This is a genomic window from Afipia sp. MLSD5-FHT05B12 (assembly GCF_058793355.1).
The window spans coordinates 188,117-207,327 of sequence record NZ_JBXAFS010000006.1; the positions used below are offsets into that span (position 1 = coordinate 188,117).

20 protein-coding genes are annotated in these 19,211 nt (G+C 62.2%); 14 read left to right on the plus strand and 6 right to left on the minus strand.

Annotated features, from left to right (window positions below):
• Positions 1-2: 2 nt before the first annotated feature.
• From moaC to AC1Q6J_RS11115, 4 genes are all read right to left on the minus strand, one after another.
• Complete coding sequence (gene moaC, locus AC1Q6J_RS11100) at positions 3-494, minus strand: cyclic pyranopterin monophosphate synthase MoaC (RefSeq protein WP_492279372.1); 492 nt, start codon at positions 492-494, stop codon at positions 3-5.
• Between the two features lie 81 nt (positions 495-575).
• The gene (gene trpC, locus AC1Q6J_RS11105; protein WP_492279373.1) at positions 576-1,427 is read right to left on the minus strand and encodes an indole-3-glycerol phosphate synthase TrpC; all 852 of its coding nucleotides are present in this window, start codon (positions 1,425-1,427) and stop codon (positions 576-578) included.
• A 13-nt stretch (positions 1,428-1,440) separates the two neighbouring features.
• Positions 1,441-2,454 (minus strand): anthranilate phosphoribosyltransferase, encoded by a 1,014-nt coding sequence (trpD, locus tag AC1Q6J_RS11110; protein WP_492279374.1) that lies wholly within the window; start codon positions 2,452-2,454, stop codon positions 1,441-1,443.
• Position 2,455: 1 nt separating this feature from the next.
• On the minus strand, positions 2,456-4,351 hold the full coding sequence (locus tag AC1Q6J_RS11115) for a peptidylprolyl isomerase (RefSeq protein WP_492279375.1): 1,896 nt from the start codon (positions 4,349-4,351) through the stop codon (positions 2,456-2,458).
• 252 nt (positions 4,352-4,603) lie between these two features.
• Between AC1Q6J_RS11115 and tpiA the strand changes: the two genes are divergently transcribed.
• From tpiA to AC1Q6J_RS11135, 4 genes are all read left to right on the plus strand, one after another.
• The gene (gene tpiA, locus AC1Q6J_RS11120; RefSeq protein WP_492279376.1) at positions 4,604-5,359 is read left to right on the plus strand and encodes a triose-phosphate isomerase; all 756 of its coding nucleotides are present in this window, start codon (positions 4,604-4,606) and stop codon (positions 5,357-5,359) included.
• Between the two features lie 134 nt (positions 5,360-5,493).
• On the plus strand, positions 5,494-5,859 hold the full coding sequence (secG, locus tag AC1Q6J_RS11125) for a preprotein translocase subunit SecG (RefSeq protein ID WP_492279377.1): 366 nt from the start codon (positions 5,494-5,496) through the stop codon (positions 5,857-5,859).
• Between the two features lie 180 nt (positions 5,860-6,039).
• Positions 6,040-7,671 carry a CTP synthase gene (gene pyrG / locus AC1Q6J_RS11130; RefSeq protein ID WP_492279378.1) on the plus strand — a complete coding sequence of 544 codons (1,632 nt, stop codon included), beginning with the start codon at positions 6,040-6,042 and terminating at the stop codon, positions 7,669-7,671.
• A 34-nt stretch (positions 7,672-7,705) separates the two neighbouring features.
• Positions 7,706-8,488 carry a COG3904 family protein gene (locus AC1Q6J_RS11135; protein WP_492279379.1) on the plus strand — a complete coding sequence of 261 codons (783 nt, stop codon included), beginning with the start codon at positions 7,706-7,708 and terminating at the stop codon, positions 8,486-8,488.
• 14 nt (positions 8,489-8,502) lie between these two features.
• Here AC1Q6J_RS11135 and AC1Q6J_RS11140 read toward each other — a convergent pair whose 3' ends face one another.
• Positions 8,503-8,847, minus strand: coding sequence for a PAAR domain-containing protein (locus tag AC1Q6J_RS11140; RefSeq protein WP_492279380.1), 345 nt, complete (start codon positions 8,845-8,847; stop codon positions 8,503-8,505).
• Positions 8,848-8,984: 137 nt separating this feature from the next.
• On the opposite strand from AC1Q6J_RS11140, the gene AC1Q6J_RS11145 reads away from it, so the two are divergent.
• From AC1Q6J_RS11145 to AC1Q6J_RS11160, 4 genes are all read left to right on the plus strand, one after another.
• A complete protein-coding gene (locus AC1Q6J_RS11145; protein ID WP_492279381.1) occupies positions 8,985-9,317 on the plus strand; it encodes an NIPSNAP family protein in 333 nt (110 codons plus the stop codon).
• 22 nt (positions 9,318-9,339) lie between these two features.
• Positions 9,340-10,203 carry a VOC family protein gene (locus AC1Q6J_RS11150; protein WP_492279382.1) on the plus strand — a complete coding sequence of 288 codons (864 nt, stop codon included), beginning with the start codon at positions 9,340-9,342 and terminating at the stop codon, positions 10,201-10,203.
• Positions 10,204-10,363: 160 nt separating this feature from the next.
• A complete protein-coding gene (gene kdsA, locus AC1Q6J_RS11155; protein WP_492279383.1) occupies positions 10,364-11,227 on the plus strand; it encodes a 3-deoxy-8-phosphooctulonate synthase in 864 nt (287 codons plus the stop codon).
• Positions 11,228-11,269: 42 nt separating this feature from the next.
• Complete coding sequence (locus AC1Q6J_RS11160) at positions 11,270-12,445, plus strand: MFS transporter (protein WP_492279384.1); 1,176 nt, start codon at positions 11,270-11,272, stop codon at positions 12,443-12,445.
• Here AC1Q6J_RS11160 and queF read toward each other — a convergent pair.
• A complete protein-coding gene (queF, locus tag AC1Q6J_RS11165) occupies positions 12,442-12,921 on the minus strand; it encodes a preQ(1) synthase (RefSeq protein ID WP_492279385.1) in 480 nt (159 codons plus the stop codon). The genes AC1Q6J_RS11160 and queF overlap by 4 nt on opposite strands.
• A gap of 115 nt (positions 12,922-13,036) precedes the next feature.
• Here queF and AC1Q6J_RS11170 point away from each other — a divergent pair, with 115 nt between their 5' ends.
• From AC1Q6J_RS11170 to pdhA, 6 genes are all read left to right on the plus strand, one after another.
• Positions 13,037-14,116: an NAD(P)H-dependent flavin oxidoreductase gene (locus tag AC1Q6J_RS11170; protein WP_492279386.1), complete on the plus strand. Its 1,080-nt coding sequence runs from the start codon at positions 13,037-13,039 to the stop codon at positions 14,114-14,116.
• A 90-nt stretch (positions 14,117-14,206) separates the two neighbouring features.
• Complete coding sequence (gene eno, locus AC1Q6J_RS11175; RefSeq protein ID WP_492279387.1) at positions 14,207-15,490, plus strand: phosphopyruvate hydratase; 1,284 nt, start codon at positions 14,207-14,209, stop codon at positions 15,488-15,490.
• Positions 15,491-15,620: 130 nt separating this feature from the next.
• Positions 15,621-16,745: a CaiB/BaiF CoA transferase family protein gene (locus AC1Q6J_RS11180; protein ID WP_492279388.1), complete on the plus strand. Its 1,125-nt coding sequence runs from the start codon at positions 15,621-15,623 to the stop codon at positions 16,743-16,745.
• A gap of 281 nt (positions 16,746-17,026) precedes the next feature.
• On the plus strand, positions 17,027-17,578 hold the full coding sequence (locus AC1Q6J_RS11185; RefSeq protein ID WP_492279389.1) for an NADPH-dependent FMN reductase: 552 nt from the start codon (positions 17,027-17,029) through the stop codon (positions 17,576-17,578).
• Positions 17,579-17,644: 66 nt separating this feature from the next.
• On the plus strand, positions 17,645-17,962 hold the full coding sequence (locus tag AC1Q6J_RS11190) for an FtsB family cell division protein (RefSeq protein WP_024921855.1): 318 nt from the start codon (positions 17,645-17,647) through the stop codon (positions 17,960-17,962).
• A 215-nt stretch (positions 17,963-18,177) separates the two neighbouring features.
• Positions 18,178-19,200 carry a pyruvate dehydrogenase (acetyl-transferring) E1 component subunit alpha gene (gene pdhA, locus AC1Q6J_RS11195; protein WP_492279444.1) on the plus strand — a complete coding sequence of 341 codons (1,023 nt, stop codon included), beginning with the start codon at positions 18,178-18,180 and terminating at the stop codon, positions 19,198-19,200.
• Positions 19,201-19,211: the final 11 nt, after the last annotated feature.

The following is a 19,211-nucleotide window of genomic DNA, read 5'->3' on the forward strand; positions in this document are numbered from 1 at the left end:
CCTCAGTAATCGGCCAGATAATGACCGGACTTTCCGCCTTTTTTCTCGACCAGGCGAATGGCTTCGATCTGGATGCCGCGCTCCACGGCCTTCACCATGTCGTAGATGGTCAGGCACGCCACCGACACGGCGGTGAGCGCTTCCATCTCGACGCCGGTCGGTCCTTTGACCTTCACGGTTGCGCGCACGCGGCAGCCAGGCAGTTTGGTATCGGGCGTGATGTCGAGCGTGACTTTCGCGAGCGCCAGCGGATGACAGAGCGGAATGAGATCGGAGGTGCGTTTCGCCGCCATGATGCCGGCCACGCGCGCGGTGCCGAGCACATCGCCCTTGGCGGCATTGCCCTTGACGATCAGATCAAGCGTCTTGCGGGTCATGATGACGCGGCCTTCGGCCACCGCCACACGCTCGGTGTCCGGCTTGGCGGAAACGTCCACCATGCGCGCTTCGCCCCTGGCGTCGATATGGGTGAGTTGCTTTGTCCGCTTCGCCATTTCAGATGTCGTCCCCGCGAAAGCGGGGACCCATATCCCCTGAGTCATCGGTTGAATGTCTGGAGCGGCGATCAGCCATTGTCACAGGGCACGGTGGTTATGGGTCCCGGCCTGCGCCGGGACGACATCCAGGGATTTATCGCCGCGCGCGAGCAGCGCGCGGGTTGCGGCCGTCACATCGGCCTGCCGCATCAGGCTTTCGCCGACGAGGAATGTGGAGAAGCCGACCTTGGCGAGGCGCGCCAGATCGTCCGGTGTGAAGATGCCGCTTTCGCCGACGATGATGCGATCCTTCGGGATCAGCGGTGCGAGTTCTTCGCTGGTAGCCAGCGTCGTCTCGAAGGTGCGCAGATTGCGGTTGTTCACGCCGAGCAGCTTTGAGCGAAGCTTCAAGGCGCGGTCCAGTTCTTCGCGATTGTGAACCTCCAGCAGCACGTCCATGCCGTGCGCGAAGGCGGCATCTTCGATGTCTTTGGCCGCCGCGTCATCGAGCGCGGCCATGATGATGAGGATACAGTCAGCGCCATGCGCGCGCGCTTCAGCCACCTGGTAGGTGTCGTACATGAAGTCCTTGCGCAGCACCGGCAGCGAAACCGCGGTGCGCGCGGTGACCATGAATGCGAGCGAGCCCTGGAACGATGGTGTATCGGTCAGCACCGAGAGACACGCTGCGCCGCCTGCTTCATAAGCCTTTGCCAGCGCCGGAGGATCGAAGTCGGCGCGAATGAGCCCCTTCGATGGCGAGGCCTTCTTGATCTCCGCAATCAGCGCATACTCGCCGCGCGCGATCTTTGCACGGATGGCGTTGACGAAACCGCGCGGCGCGGGCGCAGCCTTGGCGCGTGCCTCGACCTCGGCGAATGGAAGCGCGCGCTTGGCCGCGGCGATTTCCTCGCGCTTGTAGGTTTCGATTTTATCGAGGATGTCCGACAAGGGGAGTTGCTCCTCAAGCATTGGAAACGGCGATAAGGCGCTTGAGCCTGTCCGCCGCTGCACCAGTGTCCAGCGCCTTGGTGCCGAGCGCAACGCCTTCCTTGAGATCCTTGGCCTTGCCGGCAACCACGAGTGCAGCCGCCGCGTTCAGCAGCGCGACGTTGCGGTAGGCGTTCTGCTTGCCTTCCAGCACGTCGCGGAGCGCCTTGGCGTTGGCCTGCGCATCGCCGCCCTTCAGGTCCGCGCTTGTGGCGCGCGGCAGTCCGCCGTCTTCGGGCGTGACTTCGAACGTGCGGATGTTGCCCTTCTCCAGCGCTGCGACGAAGGTCGGGCCGGTGAGGGTGATCTCATCGAGGCCGTCGGAGCCGTGTACGACCCATACCGATTCCGCGCCGAGATTCTTCAGCACCTGCGCCAGCGGCTCGACCCAATGCTTCGAGAACACGCCGACCATCTGCCGCTTGACGCCGGCTGGATTGGACAGCGGTCCGAGCAGGTTGAAGATCGTGCGGGTGGCGAGCTCAACGCGGGTGGGGCCGACGTTCTTCATCGCGGGATGATGCGTCGGCGCGAACATGAAACCGATACCGGCCTCGGCGATGCAGCGGCCCACCTGCTCAGGGCTGATGTTGATGTTGACGCCGAGCGCCGCCAGCGCGTCGGCAGCGCCCGATTTCGACGACAGCGCGCGGTTGCCGTGCTTCGCGACCGGGACGCCCGCGCCGGCGAGAATGAACGACGCGCAGGTCGAGACATTGACCGATCCCGATCCGTCACCGCCGGTGCCGACAATGTCGACCGCATCGGCGGGCGCTTTCACAGTCAGCATCTTGGCGCGCATCGCCGAAACCGCGCCGGTGATTTCGTCGACGGTTTCGCCGCGCACGCGCAGGCCCATCAGCAGGGCACCCATCTGCGAGGGTGTCGCTTCGCCGGACATCATGCGGTCGAACGCCGCCGCCGCCTCGTCACGCGACAGGGCCGCGCCGGTGGCGACCTTTCCGATAATGGCTTTCAGGTCGTCCATGTCACTGAGCCGAGGCCGCGCCGGTGGCCACGGCAAACGCATTCTGGTTGATCGTGACGCCGATATCGGTTTCGAGCTTTGCGATATAGGCGGTGAGCTGCTCTTCCATCTCCGCGCGGCGGAGGCTGTCGGTCAGTTTCTTCACATCCTCGGATGCAAGATCGACCGGCGGCACGACAATGTCGGTGACCTTGAACACGATCCACTCGCTGCCGCCGCCGCCTTCGGTCTGGCCGATGCCGTCCTTCGGCGTGCGGAAGGCAGCAGTCACCAGCCGCTCGGGAATAACCTTGGCGTCAGTGTCACGCTTGAACAGCTTCGCCGTCTCAACCTTGAGCCCCGCAGCGGACGCCTCTGCCTCGAGCGTTGCGCCCTTTTCCAGCTTTCCGACAATCTCGGTGGCCTTGGCGCGCAGGCGGGTCGAGATCTGTTCGTCGCGCCAGCGCGCTTCGACCTGATCCTTCACTTCGTCCAGCGTCCGGTCGCGCGACGGCGTCACGCCGAGGACGTCAAACCACAGTTCGCCGCCGTTGTACTGCACCGGCTCGTTCTCGACGCCGATATTGCTGGCAAACGCGGGCGCGACGATATCGACGCCTTGCGGCAAACCGGCCACCGGCTTGCCGTCCGGTCCGCGGCCCGAACGATCGATGGCTTCGATCGTGGTCGCCTTGAGCCCGAGCTTCTGGGCGGCCTCGGCGATATTCGATCCGCCGCCGCGCTCGTCCTCGATCTTGTTGTGCAGGTCCTGCATCTGGGCCCGCGCACGCTCCAGCGCGATCTCGCGCTTGATCGCCGGTGCGACGCTCTCATAGCTCGGATTGGTGCCGGGCTCGACTTTCGTGACTTTCAGCAGCGCCGTGATGAGGGCGCCCTTGACCGGCTGGCTTACGGTGTCCGGCGCGAGAGCAAATGCGGCGTCCGCGATGGCGGAATCACCGATCGATGCCTTCGCCACATTGCCGAGGTCGGTGTCGGCCGTGGTCAGCTTGCGCTCCTTGGCGATATCCTCGAATGAGGTTCCGGCTTTGATGCGCTCGCTTGCCGCCTTGGCTTCGTCGGCGTTCGGGAACGGAATCTGGAACACCTGACGCTTCTCAGGCGTCGCATACCGCTCGCGGCGCTGTTCGAAGACCTTCTTCGCGTCGTCGTCGGAGACAGTGATCCACTTGGCGAGTTCGTCCGGCGTCAAGGTGAGTACCGCGATCTTGCGGTACTCCGGCGCCCTGAACAGTTGCTTGCGTTCGTCGAAATACGTCGCCAGCGCTTCGGATGAGGGCGGAGCGATGGCACCCGCCTGAGCGGCGGCCAGTTTGACGTAGCTGGCGGAGCGCTGCTCGTTCTGGAAACGGACCAGCGCCTCGACCTGGGTCTTCGGCGGCTCCAGGCCCGCAACGATCGTGCCCGTGAGCTGGCGGCGCATCGCCACGCGGCGCTGCTCGGCAATGAACCGCTGCTCGGTGTAGCCGGCCTGGCGGATCGTCTGCACGAACCGCTCATGATCGAATTTGCCGTCGAGCCCCTTGAAGGTCGGATCGGTTGAGATGGCGCGCACGATATCGGCGTCCGACTGGCCGAGGCCCATGCGGCGCGCGGTCTCGTCCAGCGCGGCGTCGGAGATGACCTCCTGAAGCACCTGGCGGTCGAGGCCGAAGTTGCGCGCCTGCTCCATGGTCAGCGGCCGGCCGAACCGGCGTCCGATCTGCTGAACCTTGTCGGTGAACAGATTCCGGAACTGTTCGGTGGTGATCTCGGTGCTGCCTATCTTGGCGAGACTCGATTGCCCGAATCCCTTGAAGATGTCGGCGATACCCCAGACACCGAAACTGATGATCAGCACGCCGAACAGGACGGACATCACCGTCTTGCCGAGCCAATTCGATGAGGCTTTGCGCATTCCTCGGAGCATGGGTCCAACTTGATGTTCAGGGGATGGGGGCGGCCCGCCGCAGAGGCATTACCGCGTTGTTTCGCCAACATATAAAGGGGTGCCGGTTCCCTAGCAACCATGGTGACGGCGACGCTTCGGCGCGGTTAACGGCTTGCGCCGCCCGCGATGTGGAAACCGGGCAATGGAACTGGCTTCTGTGGAAGCCCTCTGGTAGCGCAGATCGGCCAATTACAAACCAACCACCGGGTGAGATCAACGATGACCGACACGCGCCGCCCTCTGATCGCCGGGAATTGGAAGATGAACGGCCTTAAAGCCTCGATGAACGAGCTTGGGGCCATCGCGCAGGGTGCCGGGGATGTGTGGCGCAAGGCCGATCTTCTGATCTGTCCTCCCGCGACACTGCTGTTTACGTCGGCGGCGGCGGTAATCGGATCGAAAGTCGCAATTGGCGCACAGGATTGTCATCCCGCGCCATCCGGCGCTCATACCGGCGATATTTCAGCCGAGATGCTGGCGGATGCCGGAGCAACCGCGATCATCGTGGGCCATTCCGAACGCCGCACCGATCATCACGAGAGCGATGCGCTGGTCCGCCGGAAGGCGGAGGCGGCCCGGCGGGCGGGCGTTGTCGCCATCGTCTGCGTCGGCGAAACGCAGGCCGAGCGCGATGCCGGACAGGCGCTCGATGTGGTCGGACGTCAGCTTGCCGGATCGCTGCCGGACGGGGCTACCGCGGCCAATCTGGTGGTCGCCTATGAGCCGGTGTGGGCCATTGGAACCGGCCGGACCCCGACAACCAAAGATGTCGAGGAAGTCCATGGGTTTATCCGGACCAAACTGAAAGACAGGTTCAAGGGCGAGGGCGAGTCCGTCCGGATTCTCTACGGGGGTTCCGTAAAGCCGTCGAACGCCGCCGAATTGATGGCTGTTGCCAATGTCGACGGGGCGCTGGTCGGAGGAGCCAGCCTGAAAGCCGCTGATTTCCTTGCGATTGCGGCTGCGTGCCCCTAAATCCCATGGTCGAGAAGCGGTCTGTCGGGGGTGACAATGACCCCTGCAATCGTGTACAGACCGCGCAACTTCAACCCCCGCAAGCATCGTTAGGGCCGGTTTCCGGCGTTCGAGGCTTGTGACGGAAGGTAACGATGCAGACTGTCATTATCGTCATCCATCTCATGATCGTCGCGTCGCTGATCGGCGTCGTGCTGTTGCAGCGCTCGGAAGGCGGCGGCCTCGGTGTCGGCGGAGGCGGTGGCGGCGGTTTCATGTCCAGCCGCGGCACGACCAATTTGCTGACCCGCACGACGGCCATTCTGGCGGCAGGCTTCTTCGTCACCAGCTTGTTTCTGTCCTGGCTCGCGAGCTATGACCGCAAGCCTGCATCGATCCTCAACACCAGCCCGGCGCCGATCTCGCAGCCTGGCGCTCCGGCCGCACCTGCGGGTGGTTTGCTGGATTCTCTCAAGAAGCCTGAAGCGCCGTCCGCTCCGCAGGCACCGCAGTCGAAGTAGTGTTGTTGTCGCGACACGACTTGCAGCCATGCGTAAGCCGCCTGCCTGCAAGTCTTAGCGTTGCCTTCCAAGTCCCTGACTGAACTCACATATCGAAGTCACCCACAGCGTCGCGATTTATCGGCGTGCGCGTGGGTTTAGTTTTGCGAATCACACCGGCGGAGTTAAAGGTAGAGTCCCATGACGCGGTATATTTTCATCACCGGCGGCGTGGTTTCCTCGCTCGGCAAGGGTCTGGCTTCAGCGGCGCTCGGCGCGGTGCTGCAATCGCGAGGCTACAAGGTCCGCCTTCGCAAGCTCGATCCCTATCTCAATCTCGACCCCGGAACGATGTCGCCGTATCAGCACGGCGAAGTGTTCGTGACCGATGACGGCGCCGAGACCGATCTCGATCTCGGGCACTACGAGCGCTTCACCGGCCGTCCCGCCACCAAGCAGGACAACATCACCACCGGGCGCATCTATCAGGACATCCTGAACAAGGAACGCCGAGGCGATTATCTCGGCGCAACCGTGCAGGTGATTCCGCACGTCACCAACGCCATCAAGGAGTTCATCCTCGGCGGCAATGAGGGCTATGACTTCGTACTCTGCGAAGTCGGTGGCACGGTTGGCGACATTGAGGGCTTGCCGTTCTTCGAGGCGATCCGTCAGGTCAAGAACGACCTGCCGCGCGGCGAGGTCATCTACATTCACCTGACGCTTTTGCCGTACATCCCAAGTGCCGGCGAGCTGAAGACCAAGCCGACCCAGCACTCGGTCAAGGAACTGCGCTCCATCGGCATCCAGCCCGACATTCTGCTGTGCCGGACCGATCGGGAGATTCCGAAGGAAGAGCGCCGCAAGCTGGCGCTGTTCTGCAACGTCCGCGAATCCGCCGTGATCGAGGCGCGCGACGTCGACAACATTTACGCGGTGCCCGAGGCCTATCACGCCGCCGGTCTCGACGACGAAGTGCTGGCCGCGTTCGGCATCGTCGATATCAAGCCGCCCAAGCTGGAAAGCTGGCACGTCATCAACGAGCGGGTCCGCAATCCCGAAGGCCAGGTGACGATTGCTATTGTCGGCAAGTACACCGGCATGAAGGACGCCTACAAATCGCTAATAGAGGCGTTGTCGCACGGCGGCATCGCCAACAAGGTGAAGGTCAATCTCGACTGGATCGAAAGTGAGGTCTTCGAGAACGAAGATCCCGCGCCGTTCCTCGAACACGTCAACGGCATTCTGGTGCCGGGCGGATTCGGCCAGCGTGGTGCTGAGGGCAAGATCAAGGCGGCGCGGTTCGCCCGCGAGCGCGACGTGCCGTATTTCGGCATTTGCTTCGGCATGCAGATGGCGGTAATCGAGGCCGCGCGTAATCTCGTCGGCATCGAGGATGCCAACTCCACCGAGTTCGGTCCGACGAAAGAACCGCTGGTCGGCCTGATGACCGAGTGGCTGCGCGGCAATGAACTCGAAAAGCGGAGCAAAGCTGGCGATCTCGGGGGCACCATGCGGCTCGGCGCTTATCCTGCCGCGCTTAAGAAAGGCAGCCGCGTCTCGGAAGTCTACGGTGGTGCGCTTGAAATTTCAGAGCGGCATCGTCACCGTTACGAGGTCAACACCGCCTACAAGGATCGCCTCGAACAGCACGGCCTGCGCTTCTCGGGCATGTCGCCGGACGGCGTGCTTCCGGAGATCGTCGAGTACGAGGATCATCCGTGGTTCATCGGGGTGCAGTACCACCCCGAACTGAAATCGCGCCCGTTCGAACCGCATCCGCTGTTCGCGTCGTTCGTGCAGGCGGCGATGGTTCAGAGCCGGCTGGTTTAAGCGACCCGGTAGAAACGCCGACATTGGATTGGCGATGAACTCCAGCAACGACCGCGAACCGGGGCGACCAACCGAAAGCCCGGCGCGACCGTGGGGAGAACCTCCGGTTGCTCCACAACAGCCTGGCAGGCCGCGTTCGCGGAACCGGGGCCCGTTGTTCTCCATTTTGCTCGCGGTTGTGCTGTTCGCCCTGTACGGCGTTCAGGCTTATCAGGACCTCTCGTCGCCGTCGGCGTGGGCTTATTGGAAAGACCTGTATTTCTCTCCCAGCATGACCTCATCACTGGTGCGAGCGGATGGCCGCAACGCGCTGGCCATCGAGGGGAAAATCGGAGCCGCCGCCGCGAGCTGGTTCCGAGAAAAACTCGACGGAGCCAGGCTCACCGCGGGCGATACCGTATTTCTGTCGTCGCCGGGCGGCAGGCTCGATCAGGCGTTCATCATGGGCGAAATCATCCGGTCGCGAGGACTGACGACTGTCGTAGGAAAAGTGGATGCGCAAGGTCGCGCGCAGCCGTCCTATTGCGCCAGCGCATGCGTGATTGTGTATGCCGGCGGTAAAATTCGTGAGGCGATGCCGCGCTCCGTTTACGGCGTCCACCAGTTCAGCACGGAGGTGCCGAAAGGTGGCGATTTGGATCGTGATCTCGTCGCGGACACCCAGAAGACCACCGGCATCATCCTCGACTACATGACGCGGATGGGCGTTTCGCCGTCCATCATGCAGGCGATGACGGCGAGCAAGGACATCCGCTGGCTCACCGAGAAAGAGACTTTCGATCTCAAGCTGGTGACGGCGCGTTACGCCGGAAGCTAGCTGCTGCCGGATTTCTACTTCGGACATCCTGATGTCTGATCGCCGGTGCGGACCGCTGACTTTCCGTTGATGATGATGCTGCCTGCGCCGCCAACGACCACACCGCCGCAGCCGGTCTTGCTGCTCATCACAGCCGCTGGCTTGCCGTTGATGAAGACGTTCGGAGAACCTTCAACGATCACGCCGCTGTCGCTGGTGGTGTCGCCCTGACGTGCGGCGGGCTTGCCGTTGAAGGTCACGCCGCTGGCGCCGCCTGTGACCACGCCGGGCGTTCCGGGTGACTGCGCGTGCGCTAAACCGGATGTCACCAAGCCGGACGCCACGATGGCCAGCATCAGGCCAAGCAAAGTCTTTTGCATGAATAATTCCCGCATTGGTCCCATGGCCGGGAAGCGCTTGATAACGGCATGCCGAGGCCACTATATGCCGGATCGGAAGAGCCTGCATAATTACAGTCGGCGCGGCTCGCGCGGCGGTTCAAACAACAAGAGGGGCAATGACCAAAATCTATGAAATGCGCGTCTATCGCTGTGTTCCGGGACGGCTCCCGGATTTGCTGAAGCGCTTCGAGAACCACACGCTGAAGATCTGGGAAAAGCATGGCATCCGGCAGGCCGGCTTTTTCACCACGGTCATCGGCCAGTCCAGCCAGGAACTGACCTACTTCCTCCAATGGGACTCGATGGCTGATCGCGATACGAAATGGACCGCGTTCGCGACTGATCCGGTCTGGCTCTCCACGCGGGCCGAAACCGAAAAGAACGGCCAGATCGTTGAGAACATCACCAGCCAGTTCCTGACGCCGACGGCTTTTTCCGCAGTGAAGTAAGGGGCGCATTCGCGCATCGGTCATGTCCCGCGGTCTCGATCACATCGTCCATGCCGCTCGCGATCTCGATGCCGCGGCGGATTTCTATCGCTGTGCCGGATTCAAGGTCGGCGCGCGTAACAGACATCCGTGGGGAACGCATAATCACGTTGTGCAGTTCCCCGGCTTCTTCATCGAGATTCTGACCGTCGCCGAACCCGAGAAGCTTGGAGACGACGGCCTGTCGCTGCATTTCGGTGCTCCCAATCGCGCGGCGATCGCGCGCGGCGAGGGCTTTTCGATGCTGGTACTCGAAAGCACGGACAGCGAGGCCGACGTTGCCGACTTTGCACGAAGTGGCATTGGTGTCTCGGAAGCGCTGCCGTTCTCGCGTGAAGCCAAACTGCCTGATGGAAGCTCCGCGACCGTTGGTTTTTCGCTCGCCTTCGCGCGTGATGCACTATCTCCTCACACAGGTTTCTTCACCTGCCGCCAGCACAACCCCGCCGCGTTCTGGAAGCCGGACTATCAGCAGCACCCGAACGGCGCGAGCGGTGTGCTTGGCGCGGTGCTGGTCGCGGACAATCCGGCCGACCATCACGTTTTTCTGGGCGCCTTGACCGGCGTGCGCGATCTCCATTCGAGTTCGATCGGCATCACAGCCAAGACGCCGCGCGGCGATGTCGAGATCATGGAGGCGGTGTCGTTCCGCGACCAGTTTGGAATCTTGCCCAAACTTGACGGCGAGGGCGCTTCGCTGAAAGGGCTGCGCCTTGCGGTGCCGGACATCGATGCAACCGAGCGTGTCCTCAAAAGCGGCGGGGTGGCCTCGCACCGGCACATCGGCCGGCTGGTGGTGCCGCCAGAGTCAGCTTTTGGTGCAACCCTGATATTCGAGACGGCTTAGCCGCCACTACGGAGAGCGCTTGCGGCAAGACAATCCAGCACGCGATTGCCCGGAAGACCGGATTGCTTCCTTTCGCTCGCAATGACGTTTTCTCCGGCCGGCGGGTTGATATTCGCCGGCCTGCGCTGCAAGAGTGGCGCTTTACGCGAGGACAAATGACTTGAAAAAGGCCGTATCCGCAGCCCCGGTGGTTTCCGCAGGCAACGTCAAGTTCGGCAACGCGCTGCCGCTCGCGGTGATTGCAGGGCCGTGCCAACTCGAAAGCCGCGCACATGGACTGGAAGTCGCCTCCGCGCTGAAGGAGATCGCTGCGCGCCTCAAGATCGGCCTCGTCTACAAGACGTCGTTCGACAAGGCCAACCGCACCAGCGCGTCCGGCGCGCGTGGCATGGGCCTGGAGAAGGCGCTGCCGATCTTCGCGGAGATTCGTGAAACGCTCGGTTTGCCGGTGCTGACGGATGTGCATGAAATCGAACAATGCGCGAGCGTCGCCGAGGCGGTCGATGTGTTGCAGATCCCTGCGTTCCTCTGCCGTCAGACGGACCTGCTGCTGGCGGCGGCCGCGACCGGCAAGGTCGTTAATGTCAAGAAGGGTCAGTTTCTCGCGCCGTGGGACATGGCCAATGTCGTCGGCAAGGTCACCGGCGGCGGCAATCCGAATGTCATGGTGACCGAACGCGGCGCATCGTTCGGTTACAACACTCTTGTGTCCGACATGAGGGCGCTGCCGATCCTCGCGCGCACCACTGGCGCGCCGGTGATCTTCGATGCGACCCATTCCGTGCAGCAGCCGGGCGGCAAGGGGACTTCATCCGGCGGCGAACGGGAGTTCGTGCCGGTGCTGGCGCGGGCCGCCGTCGCGGTCGGTGTTGCGGGCGTGTTTATCGAGACGCATCCGGATCCCGACAACGCGCCGTCGGACGGCCCGAACATGGTGCCGCTGAAAGATTTCGAGGCCCTGATGAAGAACCTGATGGCCTTCGATGCGCTCGCCAAGGAAACGGGTAGGAGCGGAACGCGCTAGGCCGGTGGCCAGCGCGGCGTAAAGGGAACGAACGAAGTCCTGATGCTGCCAATCCTCAATGTCATCGCCGCGACGACGTTCGCGTCAGCACTTTCGTCGCGCGCAATGGAGCCGGTGCTTCCGCTTGTGGCCGGCGATTTCGGCGTCACGGTTGCGACAGCCGCGAGCCTCTCCGCAGTCGTTGCCCTGACATTCGCCATTGTGCAGCCTGTTCTCGGTGCGGCCGCCGACATGTTCGGCAAACCACGGCTCATGATCGCGTGCCTTGTCTTGCTGGGTGTCGCCAATCTTATCGGGGCAGCGGCGACCTCGTTTGAAATGCTGTTCGTGTCGCGTGTGCTGGTCGGTATCGCGGCCGGGGGCACATTTCCCATCGCATTCGGATTGACCGGCGATCTGGTGCCGACAGCGCAAAGGCAAGTCGCGCTGAGCCGCGTGCTGGCCGGAGCAATGACCGGAAATCTGCTGGGTGCGTCGGCTGCCGGCGTGATCGGCGATTTTCTCGGCTGGCGCGGTGTCCTGGCGGTTCTCGGCGCGATCATGGTGGTCGCCTCGGTGGCGGTGTTCATGGGCTTCCGGCGCGGCGGCGTCACCAGTCCGAGAAGCGGCGTCAGTTTCAAATCGCTCAAGGATGGCTACCGCACGATCCTGAAAAATCCGAACGCGCGCGTTGTTTTCATCGCGGTGTTCATCGAAGGAATTTGCGTTCTCGGCCTTTTCCCGTTCGTCGCCGCCTTTCTGTTCGAACTCGGCGAGACCCGCGCCTCCATCCCCGGTGTTGTCATCGCGGCATTTGCATTGGGCGGGCTGCTCTACAGCATGAGCGTCTCGCAGCTGCTGCCGCGATTTGGCGTCAACGGACTGATGGTCGGCGGCGCGGCGGTCGTGGCGTTGCAGTTCGTGATTATCGCGTTCGGTCCGCGCTGGGAGATTCAGGCGATCTCGTTCCTCATCATGGGTTGGGGGTTTTACTCGCTGCACGGGTCGTTGCAGGTGTTCTCTAGCGACCTCGCGCCCGAGGCGCGCGCCTCGGCGATGTCACTGCATGCATTCTGTTTCTTCATGGGGCAGGCGGTGGGACCGATCGTATATGGCTTCACGCTGGCGCATGCCGGCAAGCAGGCGACGCTGATCCTCAGCGCGGCGGCGATTCTTGTGCTCGGCATCGTCGCGGCGCGTTTGCTGCATCAGAAGCCGGCGGACCTCACCGACATTTAACCCCGTCCGCGATACGGCGCGACGCCCTGATCCGGCACCCAGACGCCGTTCGGCAATTTGCCGGTCTGCCAGAATACGTCGATGGGAATGCCGCCGCGCGGATACCAGTAGCCGCCGATCCGCAGCCACCGCGGCTTGATCTCCTTCACCAGCCGCTTGCCGATCCCGACCGTGCAGTCTTCATGGAAGGCGCCGTGATTGCGGAAGCTCGACAGATACAGCTTCAGCGCCTTGGACTCGACCAGCCATTGATCCGGCACATAGTCGATCACCAGATGCGCGAAGTCGGGCTGGCCCGTGATCGGGCAGAGTGAGGTGAACTCGGGCGCCACGAAGCGAACCAGATAATTGTCCTTCGGATGCGGGTTCGGCACCCGGTCGAGGTTGGCGGCGTCCGGCGAAGCCGGCGTTTCGACCTGTTGGCCGAGTTGCAACGGCGCGCGGGGTGAAAATTTTTTGCTTGGCTTTCGTGACATTTATTTCTCCATGAGCCCCACGATAGCCATTCCTGGCGTAAACGTCACGGCAAGGGCCGGACTTTTGTAGCCGCCAAGTTGGCGAAGCGCTTTTATCGGATGGGGCACCTGAACAATGTGGACAGATACGCAGATCACGAAAGTGCTGGGTCTTGCCTATCCTATTGTTCAGGGGCCGTTCGGCGGCGGTGTCTCGTCTACGCAGCTTGTGGCGGCGGTATCCAACGCAGGTGGCCTCGGCTCATTCGGCGCGAACGCGCTGTCGCCGGCGCAGATCCTGGAAGTTTGCGCCGACATCCGAACAAAAACGCGCAAGCCATTCGCGCTTAATTTGTGGGTGATGACCGAGACCGAACCAAACCTGAGTCCCGATGCATTCGAGCAAATCGCCGACTGGTTCGGTCCATATTATCGCGAACTTGGCATGGAAGCGCCAAAACCGCCCGCGCGGTTCGCTCAGGATTACGGGGCGCAAGTCGAAGCCTTGCTTGACGCGAAACCCGATGTGGCGAGTTTTGTCTTCGGGATACCCTCGAAAGATATTCTGCAAGCGTGCCGTAAGCGGGACATTTTCACGATTGGCACCGCCACAACTGTCGAGGAGGCCGAGGTTCTTGAAGAGGCGGGACTCGATGCAATTGTTGCGACCGGCTTTGAAGCCGGCGGTCATCGGCCATCCTTCCTCCGGCCGGCGGAAGACTCGCTGACGGGAACACTGGCGCTCGTTCCCCAGGTGGCCGATCGCGTCAAAATTCCGGTCATTGCCGCAGGTGCCATCGCCGATGGCCGCGGCATGGCTGCTGTGCTGGCGCTCGGCGCGCAGGCGGTTCAGATCGGTACGGCCTTTCTTGGCTGTGACGAATCCGGCGCGCCACCCGTCCATCGTGACATGCTGTTTCGGCCCGAGGCGAGCAACACGCAACTGACCCGCGTTTTCAGTGGGCGCCTGGTGCGCGCGATCCGCAACCGTTTCATGGAGGAAATGGCGGTTCATGCCAAGAGCTTGCCGCCTTATCCGATCCAGAACTGGTTTAGCGGATCGCTCCGCAAGTCTGCCATCGCGCGGGGGAAGGGTGAATTTCTGTCACTTCAGGCAGGGCAAGGGGCGCGGCTTCTGAAGGATAGAACGGCGCAAGCTCTCATGGAGAATCTCGTGCGGGAAACCTCGGCCGTGCTGGCTGCGTTTTCCCGATAATTTCCGCTGCAATTGCCATCTGCGCGGCCTTTTCCCGCAATAATCCTTGCTGTAGAAGCACCACATTCTAACCTGAAGGAAGAGATGCACATGACCGCCATCGTCGACATCATCGGCCGCGAAATTCTTGACAGCCGCGGCAACCCGACCGTTGAAGTCGATGTGGTGCTGGAAGACGGTTCGCTTGGCCGCGCAGCCGTTCCATCGGGCGCATCCACGGGCGCACATGAGGCGGTCGAACTGCGCGATGGCGACAAGGACCGTTATCTGGGCAAGGGCGTGCAGAAGGCTGTTGAGGCGGTCAACGGGGAGATATTCGATGCGATCGGCGGCATGGAGGCCGAGCAGCAGGTCCAGATCGATCAGACGATGATCGATCTCGATGGCACGCCGAACAAGAGCCGGCTGGGCGCCAACGCCATCCTCGGCGTGTCGCTGGCTGTCGCCAAGGCGGCGGCGGAATCGCTCGGCATGCCGCTCTATCGCTACGTCGGCGGCACCTCGGCGCGTACCCTTCCGGTGCCGATGATGAACATCGTCAACGGCGGCGTGCATGCGGACAATCCGATCGATTTCCAGGAAATCATGGTGATGCCGGTCGGGGCTAAGAACTTCGCGGAAGGTTTGCGCTGCGGCGCGGAGATTTTCCACACGCTGAAATCCGAATTGAAGAAGGCCGGTCACAACACCAATGTCGGCGACGAGGGCGGCTTCGCTCCGAACCTGCCGTCAGCGGACGCGGCGCTGGATTTCGTCATGGCCGCGATTGCCAAGGCCGGATACAAGGCCGGCGGCAACGTCATGCTGGCGCTGGATTGCGCCGCGACCGAGTTCTTCAAGGACGGCTCGTATGTCTATGAAGGCGAGAAGAAAACCCGTTCGCGCTCGGAACAGGCCAAGTATCTCGCCGACCTTGCGTCGCGCTATCCGATCGTCTCCATCGAAGACGGCATGGCCGAAGACGACATGGACGGCTGGAAGGAACTGACCGACCTGATCGGATCGAAGTGCCAGCTTGTCGGTGACGACCTGTTCGTCACCAACGTCACGCGCCTCGCGGACGGCATCAGGAAGGGCCTCGGCAATTCCATTCTGGTGAAGGTCAACCAGATCGGCTCGCTCACCGAGACGCTCGCCGCGGTCGAGATGGCGCACAAGGCGGCCTACACCGCCGTGATGTCGCATCGCTCCGGCGAGACGGAAGATTCGACCATTGCCGATCTCGCGGTGGCCACCAACTGCGGTCAGATCAAGACCGGATCGCTGGCGCGCGCGGACCGCACCGCGAAGTACAACCAGTTGCTGCGTATCGAGCAGGAACTCGGCAATCAGGCCATCTACGCCGGCAGGTCGGCGCTCAAGGCGCTGGCGTAAGACGGGCTGCGCCGGAAGGCGTGCCGACGCAACGCTGGGTTTCGTTTTCATATTGCGCTTGCGGCTTGCCTTGGCAGGCCGCACTCGCTTGAGTGGCGTCCGCTAAAATCAAGCTGCGGGAGAACGACCCATGAATGGTCCGCTTGCCGGAATTAAAGTCATCGAGATCGGGCAGGCGCTCGCGGGTCCGCTTGCCGGGGCGATCCTCGCGGACATGGGCGCGGACGTCATCAAGATCGAGAAACCCGACGGCGGCGACGATGCGCGCAGCTGGGGGCCTCCCTTCATTGAAGAAGCCTCGATCATGTTCCACGTCACCAACCGCAACAAGCGGTCGGTGACCCTCGACATGAAGAACGCGGCCGATATCGAAAAGCTCAAGACGCTTGTGCGCGATGCGGACATCCTGATCCAGAATCTCCGCTCGGGCGTGGTCAGCGATCTCGGCATCGGTCCAGAACACATGTGCGCGATCAATCCGCGCCTGATCTACTGTTCGATCTGGGCGTTCGGACCGAAGGGCCCGCTGTCGAAGGCGCCAGGCTTCGATCCGCTGCTTCAGGCGTTCGGCGGCGTGATGATGCAGACCGGCCGTCATGAAGACCCGCCGACATTCTGCGCACCTGCGATCAACGACAAGGCCACCGCGCAGTGGTGCGTGATCGGCGCCCTGGGTGCGCTTCAGCAGCGTCATGTCACCGGCAAGGGCTGCGTGATCGATACCTCGCTGCTCGACAGCGCGGCATCGTGGGTCGATTCATCGCTGGCGACGTATCACGTTACGCAGGAACTTTCGCCACGAACCGGCGCGGCGACGCCGACGATCGTGCCGTATCAGGTGTTCGATACCGCCGATCATCCGCTGGTGATCGCCGCCGGTTATGACCGGCTGTTTCACAAGCTCGCGGTCGTGCTCGGATTTCCCGAGTGGTGTACCGATCCAAGGTTTGCGCGGGGCAGGGACAGGTTCGTCCATCGCGACACCCTGATTGGGCTGCTGAAGCCAGTGCTGCTGACAAAGACGCGGGCCGAGTGGCTGGCCGCCTTCGAGGCAGTGGGCGTGCCGTCCAGTCCGGTCAACACCATCGCGGAATTGCAGCAGACCGAACAGTTCAAGGCGTCTGACCTGATGCGCACGTTGCCGGGCAGCGAGTTGCCCGTGGTCGGTTTGCCGATTTCGTTCGACGGCCAGCGCCCGCATCCGCACTCCGGCGCGCCCCGGCTGGGTCAGCACAATGATGAGGTGTTGGGGTAAAGTGTGATGAGGTGAGATTGGCAGAGGTCTGTCCCGTCATCCTGAGGTGCGAGCTTTTGCGAGCCTCGAAGGATGATGGGGCATGAAACGCCGTCGCCCTTCGAGGCTCGGGCGTTGCCCTCGCACCTCAGGATGACGGCGGTACCGCGACCGATTTAGAGTCATCCTATGCTAACCCGCACCACACGATCCCGCGATCTGAAGTTAATGCACTTGCATCCTTTTGGGGGCGAGGCTAAGCCCGCCCCACAGAATTTGCTTGCCGTTGAAAGGATGTTCTCATGGCCCATACCGTTGCCGTTATCGTCGGCAGCCTCCGCAAGGAGTCGTTTTCGCTCAAGATCGCCAAAGCTTTTGCCAAGATCGCGCCGCCGTCGCTCAAGCTCGAGATCGTGACGCTTCATGGCCTGTCGTTTTTCAATCAGGATCTGGAAGCGACGCCGCCGGCGGACTGGGTTTCGTTCCGGGAGAAAATCCAGGCATCCGATGCCGTGCTGTTCGTGACGCCGGAATACAATCGCTCAATTCCTGGCGTGCTGAAAAACGCCATCGACGTCGCTTCGCGGCCGTCCGGCAAGAGTTCATTTCTCGGCAAGCCCATCGGCATCGTCAGCAGCTCACCTGGTCCACTGGGCGGCGTCTGCGCGGCTATGAACCTCAAGCAGATACTCCCGGGTTACAGCGGCCCGATCCTCCAGCAGCCCGAAATCTATCTGAACGGGGTGGGCGACGCCTTCGACGAGAACGGCAACCTGATCAAGGAAGCTCTCGAAAAGGTCTTGAAGACCTACATCGAGGCTTATGCGGCCTGGGTCGACAAGCTCAAGAAATAATCGCCGTCGCGACGTGCCAGCCCGGTTGTTAGCGATAGGTTAACCGGGCTGTCGCATCGTGCGGGTATGGTTTCACGCACGCGACTCAAAGCCATCATGACCGGCCTTGCGCTGTACGCGATCGCGGCGGCGTTGATCGCCTATTTTGGCGTTAATGCGTATACCGGCAAGTACGGCCTGAATGCGCGCCAGGAACTCGATCAAGAAATCGTGCTGCTGACTGCCGAGCTGGCGCGGCTCAAAGCCGAACGAACTGCGGCAGAACAGCGCGTTTCACTGCTTCGTTCGGACCGCGTCGATCCTGACATGCTCGACGAACGCGCGCGTTACCAGCTCGACTATGTGCATCCGCGCGATCTCGTGCGGATGACCGGCCAGAACTAGTGTCCTGAATCCGAAGTTCGCCTGATTTTGCGGCGCGCTCCGTTGCGAACCACCACGCTAGATTTCAAATTTCAAAAATCGCCCGCTTTCGATTCTAAAATTGCTGTCGCTGCATTGCGTCATAGATGCGTGATGCGTTCGCGCACGCGATGCTTTTCATTGCGATGGGAGTTGGGGTACAGAGGTTGGTACCTGCTCTCTTATCCGGACAAGCTATGGCAACAGCGAAGAAAACGGCCGCGCAGGATGCCGGCAACGGCTCCCGCCATCCCAACAATCTGACCTTCACGAAGGAGCAGGAACTTCGCGCGTTTCGCGAGATGATGCTGATCCGGCGCTTCGAGGAGAAGGCGGGGCAACTCTATGGAATGGGCGCGATCGGTGGCTTCTGCCATCTTTATATCGGTCAGGAAGCGGTCGTGGTGGGCATGCAGATGTCCCTTGAACAGGGCGACCAGATCATCACCAGCTATCGCGATCACGGTCATATGCTGGCCTGCGGCATGGACCCCAAGGGGGTGATGGCTGAGCTGACGGGACGTGAAGCCGGCTACTCCAAGGGCAAAGGCGGCTCCATGCATATGTTCAGCAAGGAGAAGAACTTCTACGGCGGTCATGGCATCGTCGGCGCACAGGTTCCGCTTGGTACCGGCCTCGCGTTCGCCAATCGATATCGCGGCAACAAAAATGTCAGCATTGCCTATTTTGGCGATGGCGCGGCGAACCAGGGTCAGGTCTACGAGAGCTTCAACATGGCGGAGCTGTGGAAGCTTCCCATTATCTTTGTCATCGAGAACAACCGTTACGCCATGGGCACGTCGGTCACCCGCTCGTCGGCGCAGACCGATTTCTCCAAGCGCGGCGCGTCTTTCAACATTCCGGGTGAACAGGTCGATGGTATGGACGTCCGTGCGGTGAAGGCCGCCGGCGACAAGGCTGTGCAGTGGTGCCGTGAGGGCAACGGGCCTTATATCCTGGAGATGCAGACGTACCGTTACCGTGGTCATTCGATGTCCGACCCCGCGAAGTACCGGACCCGCGAGGAAGTGGACAAGGTGCGCCACGACAGCGATCCGATCGAGCAGGTGAGGCAGCGTTTGCTTGATCTCAAGGTGAGCGAGCAGGAACTGAAAGCGGTCGACGCGGACGTGCGCGAGATCGTCAATGCGGCGGCTGATTTCGCGCAGCACGCGCCGGAGCCGGATGCCTCCGAGCTTTACACCGACATCTACCGATAAGTGCGGAGTCA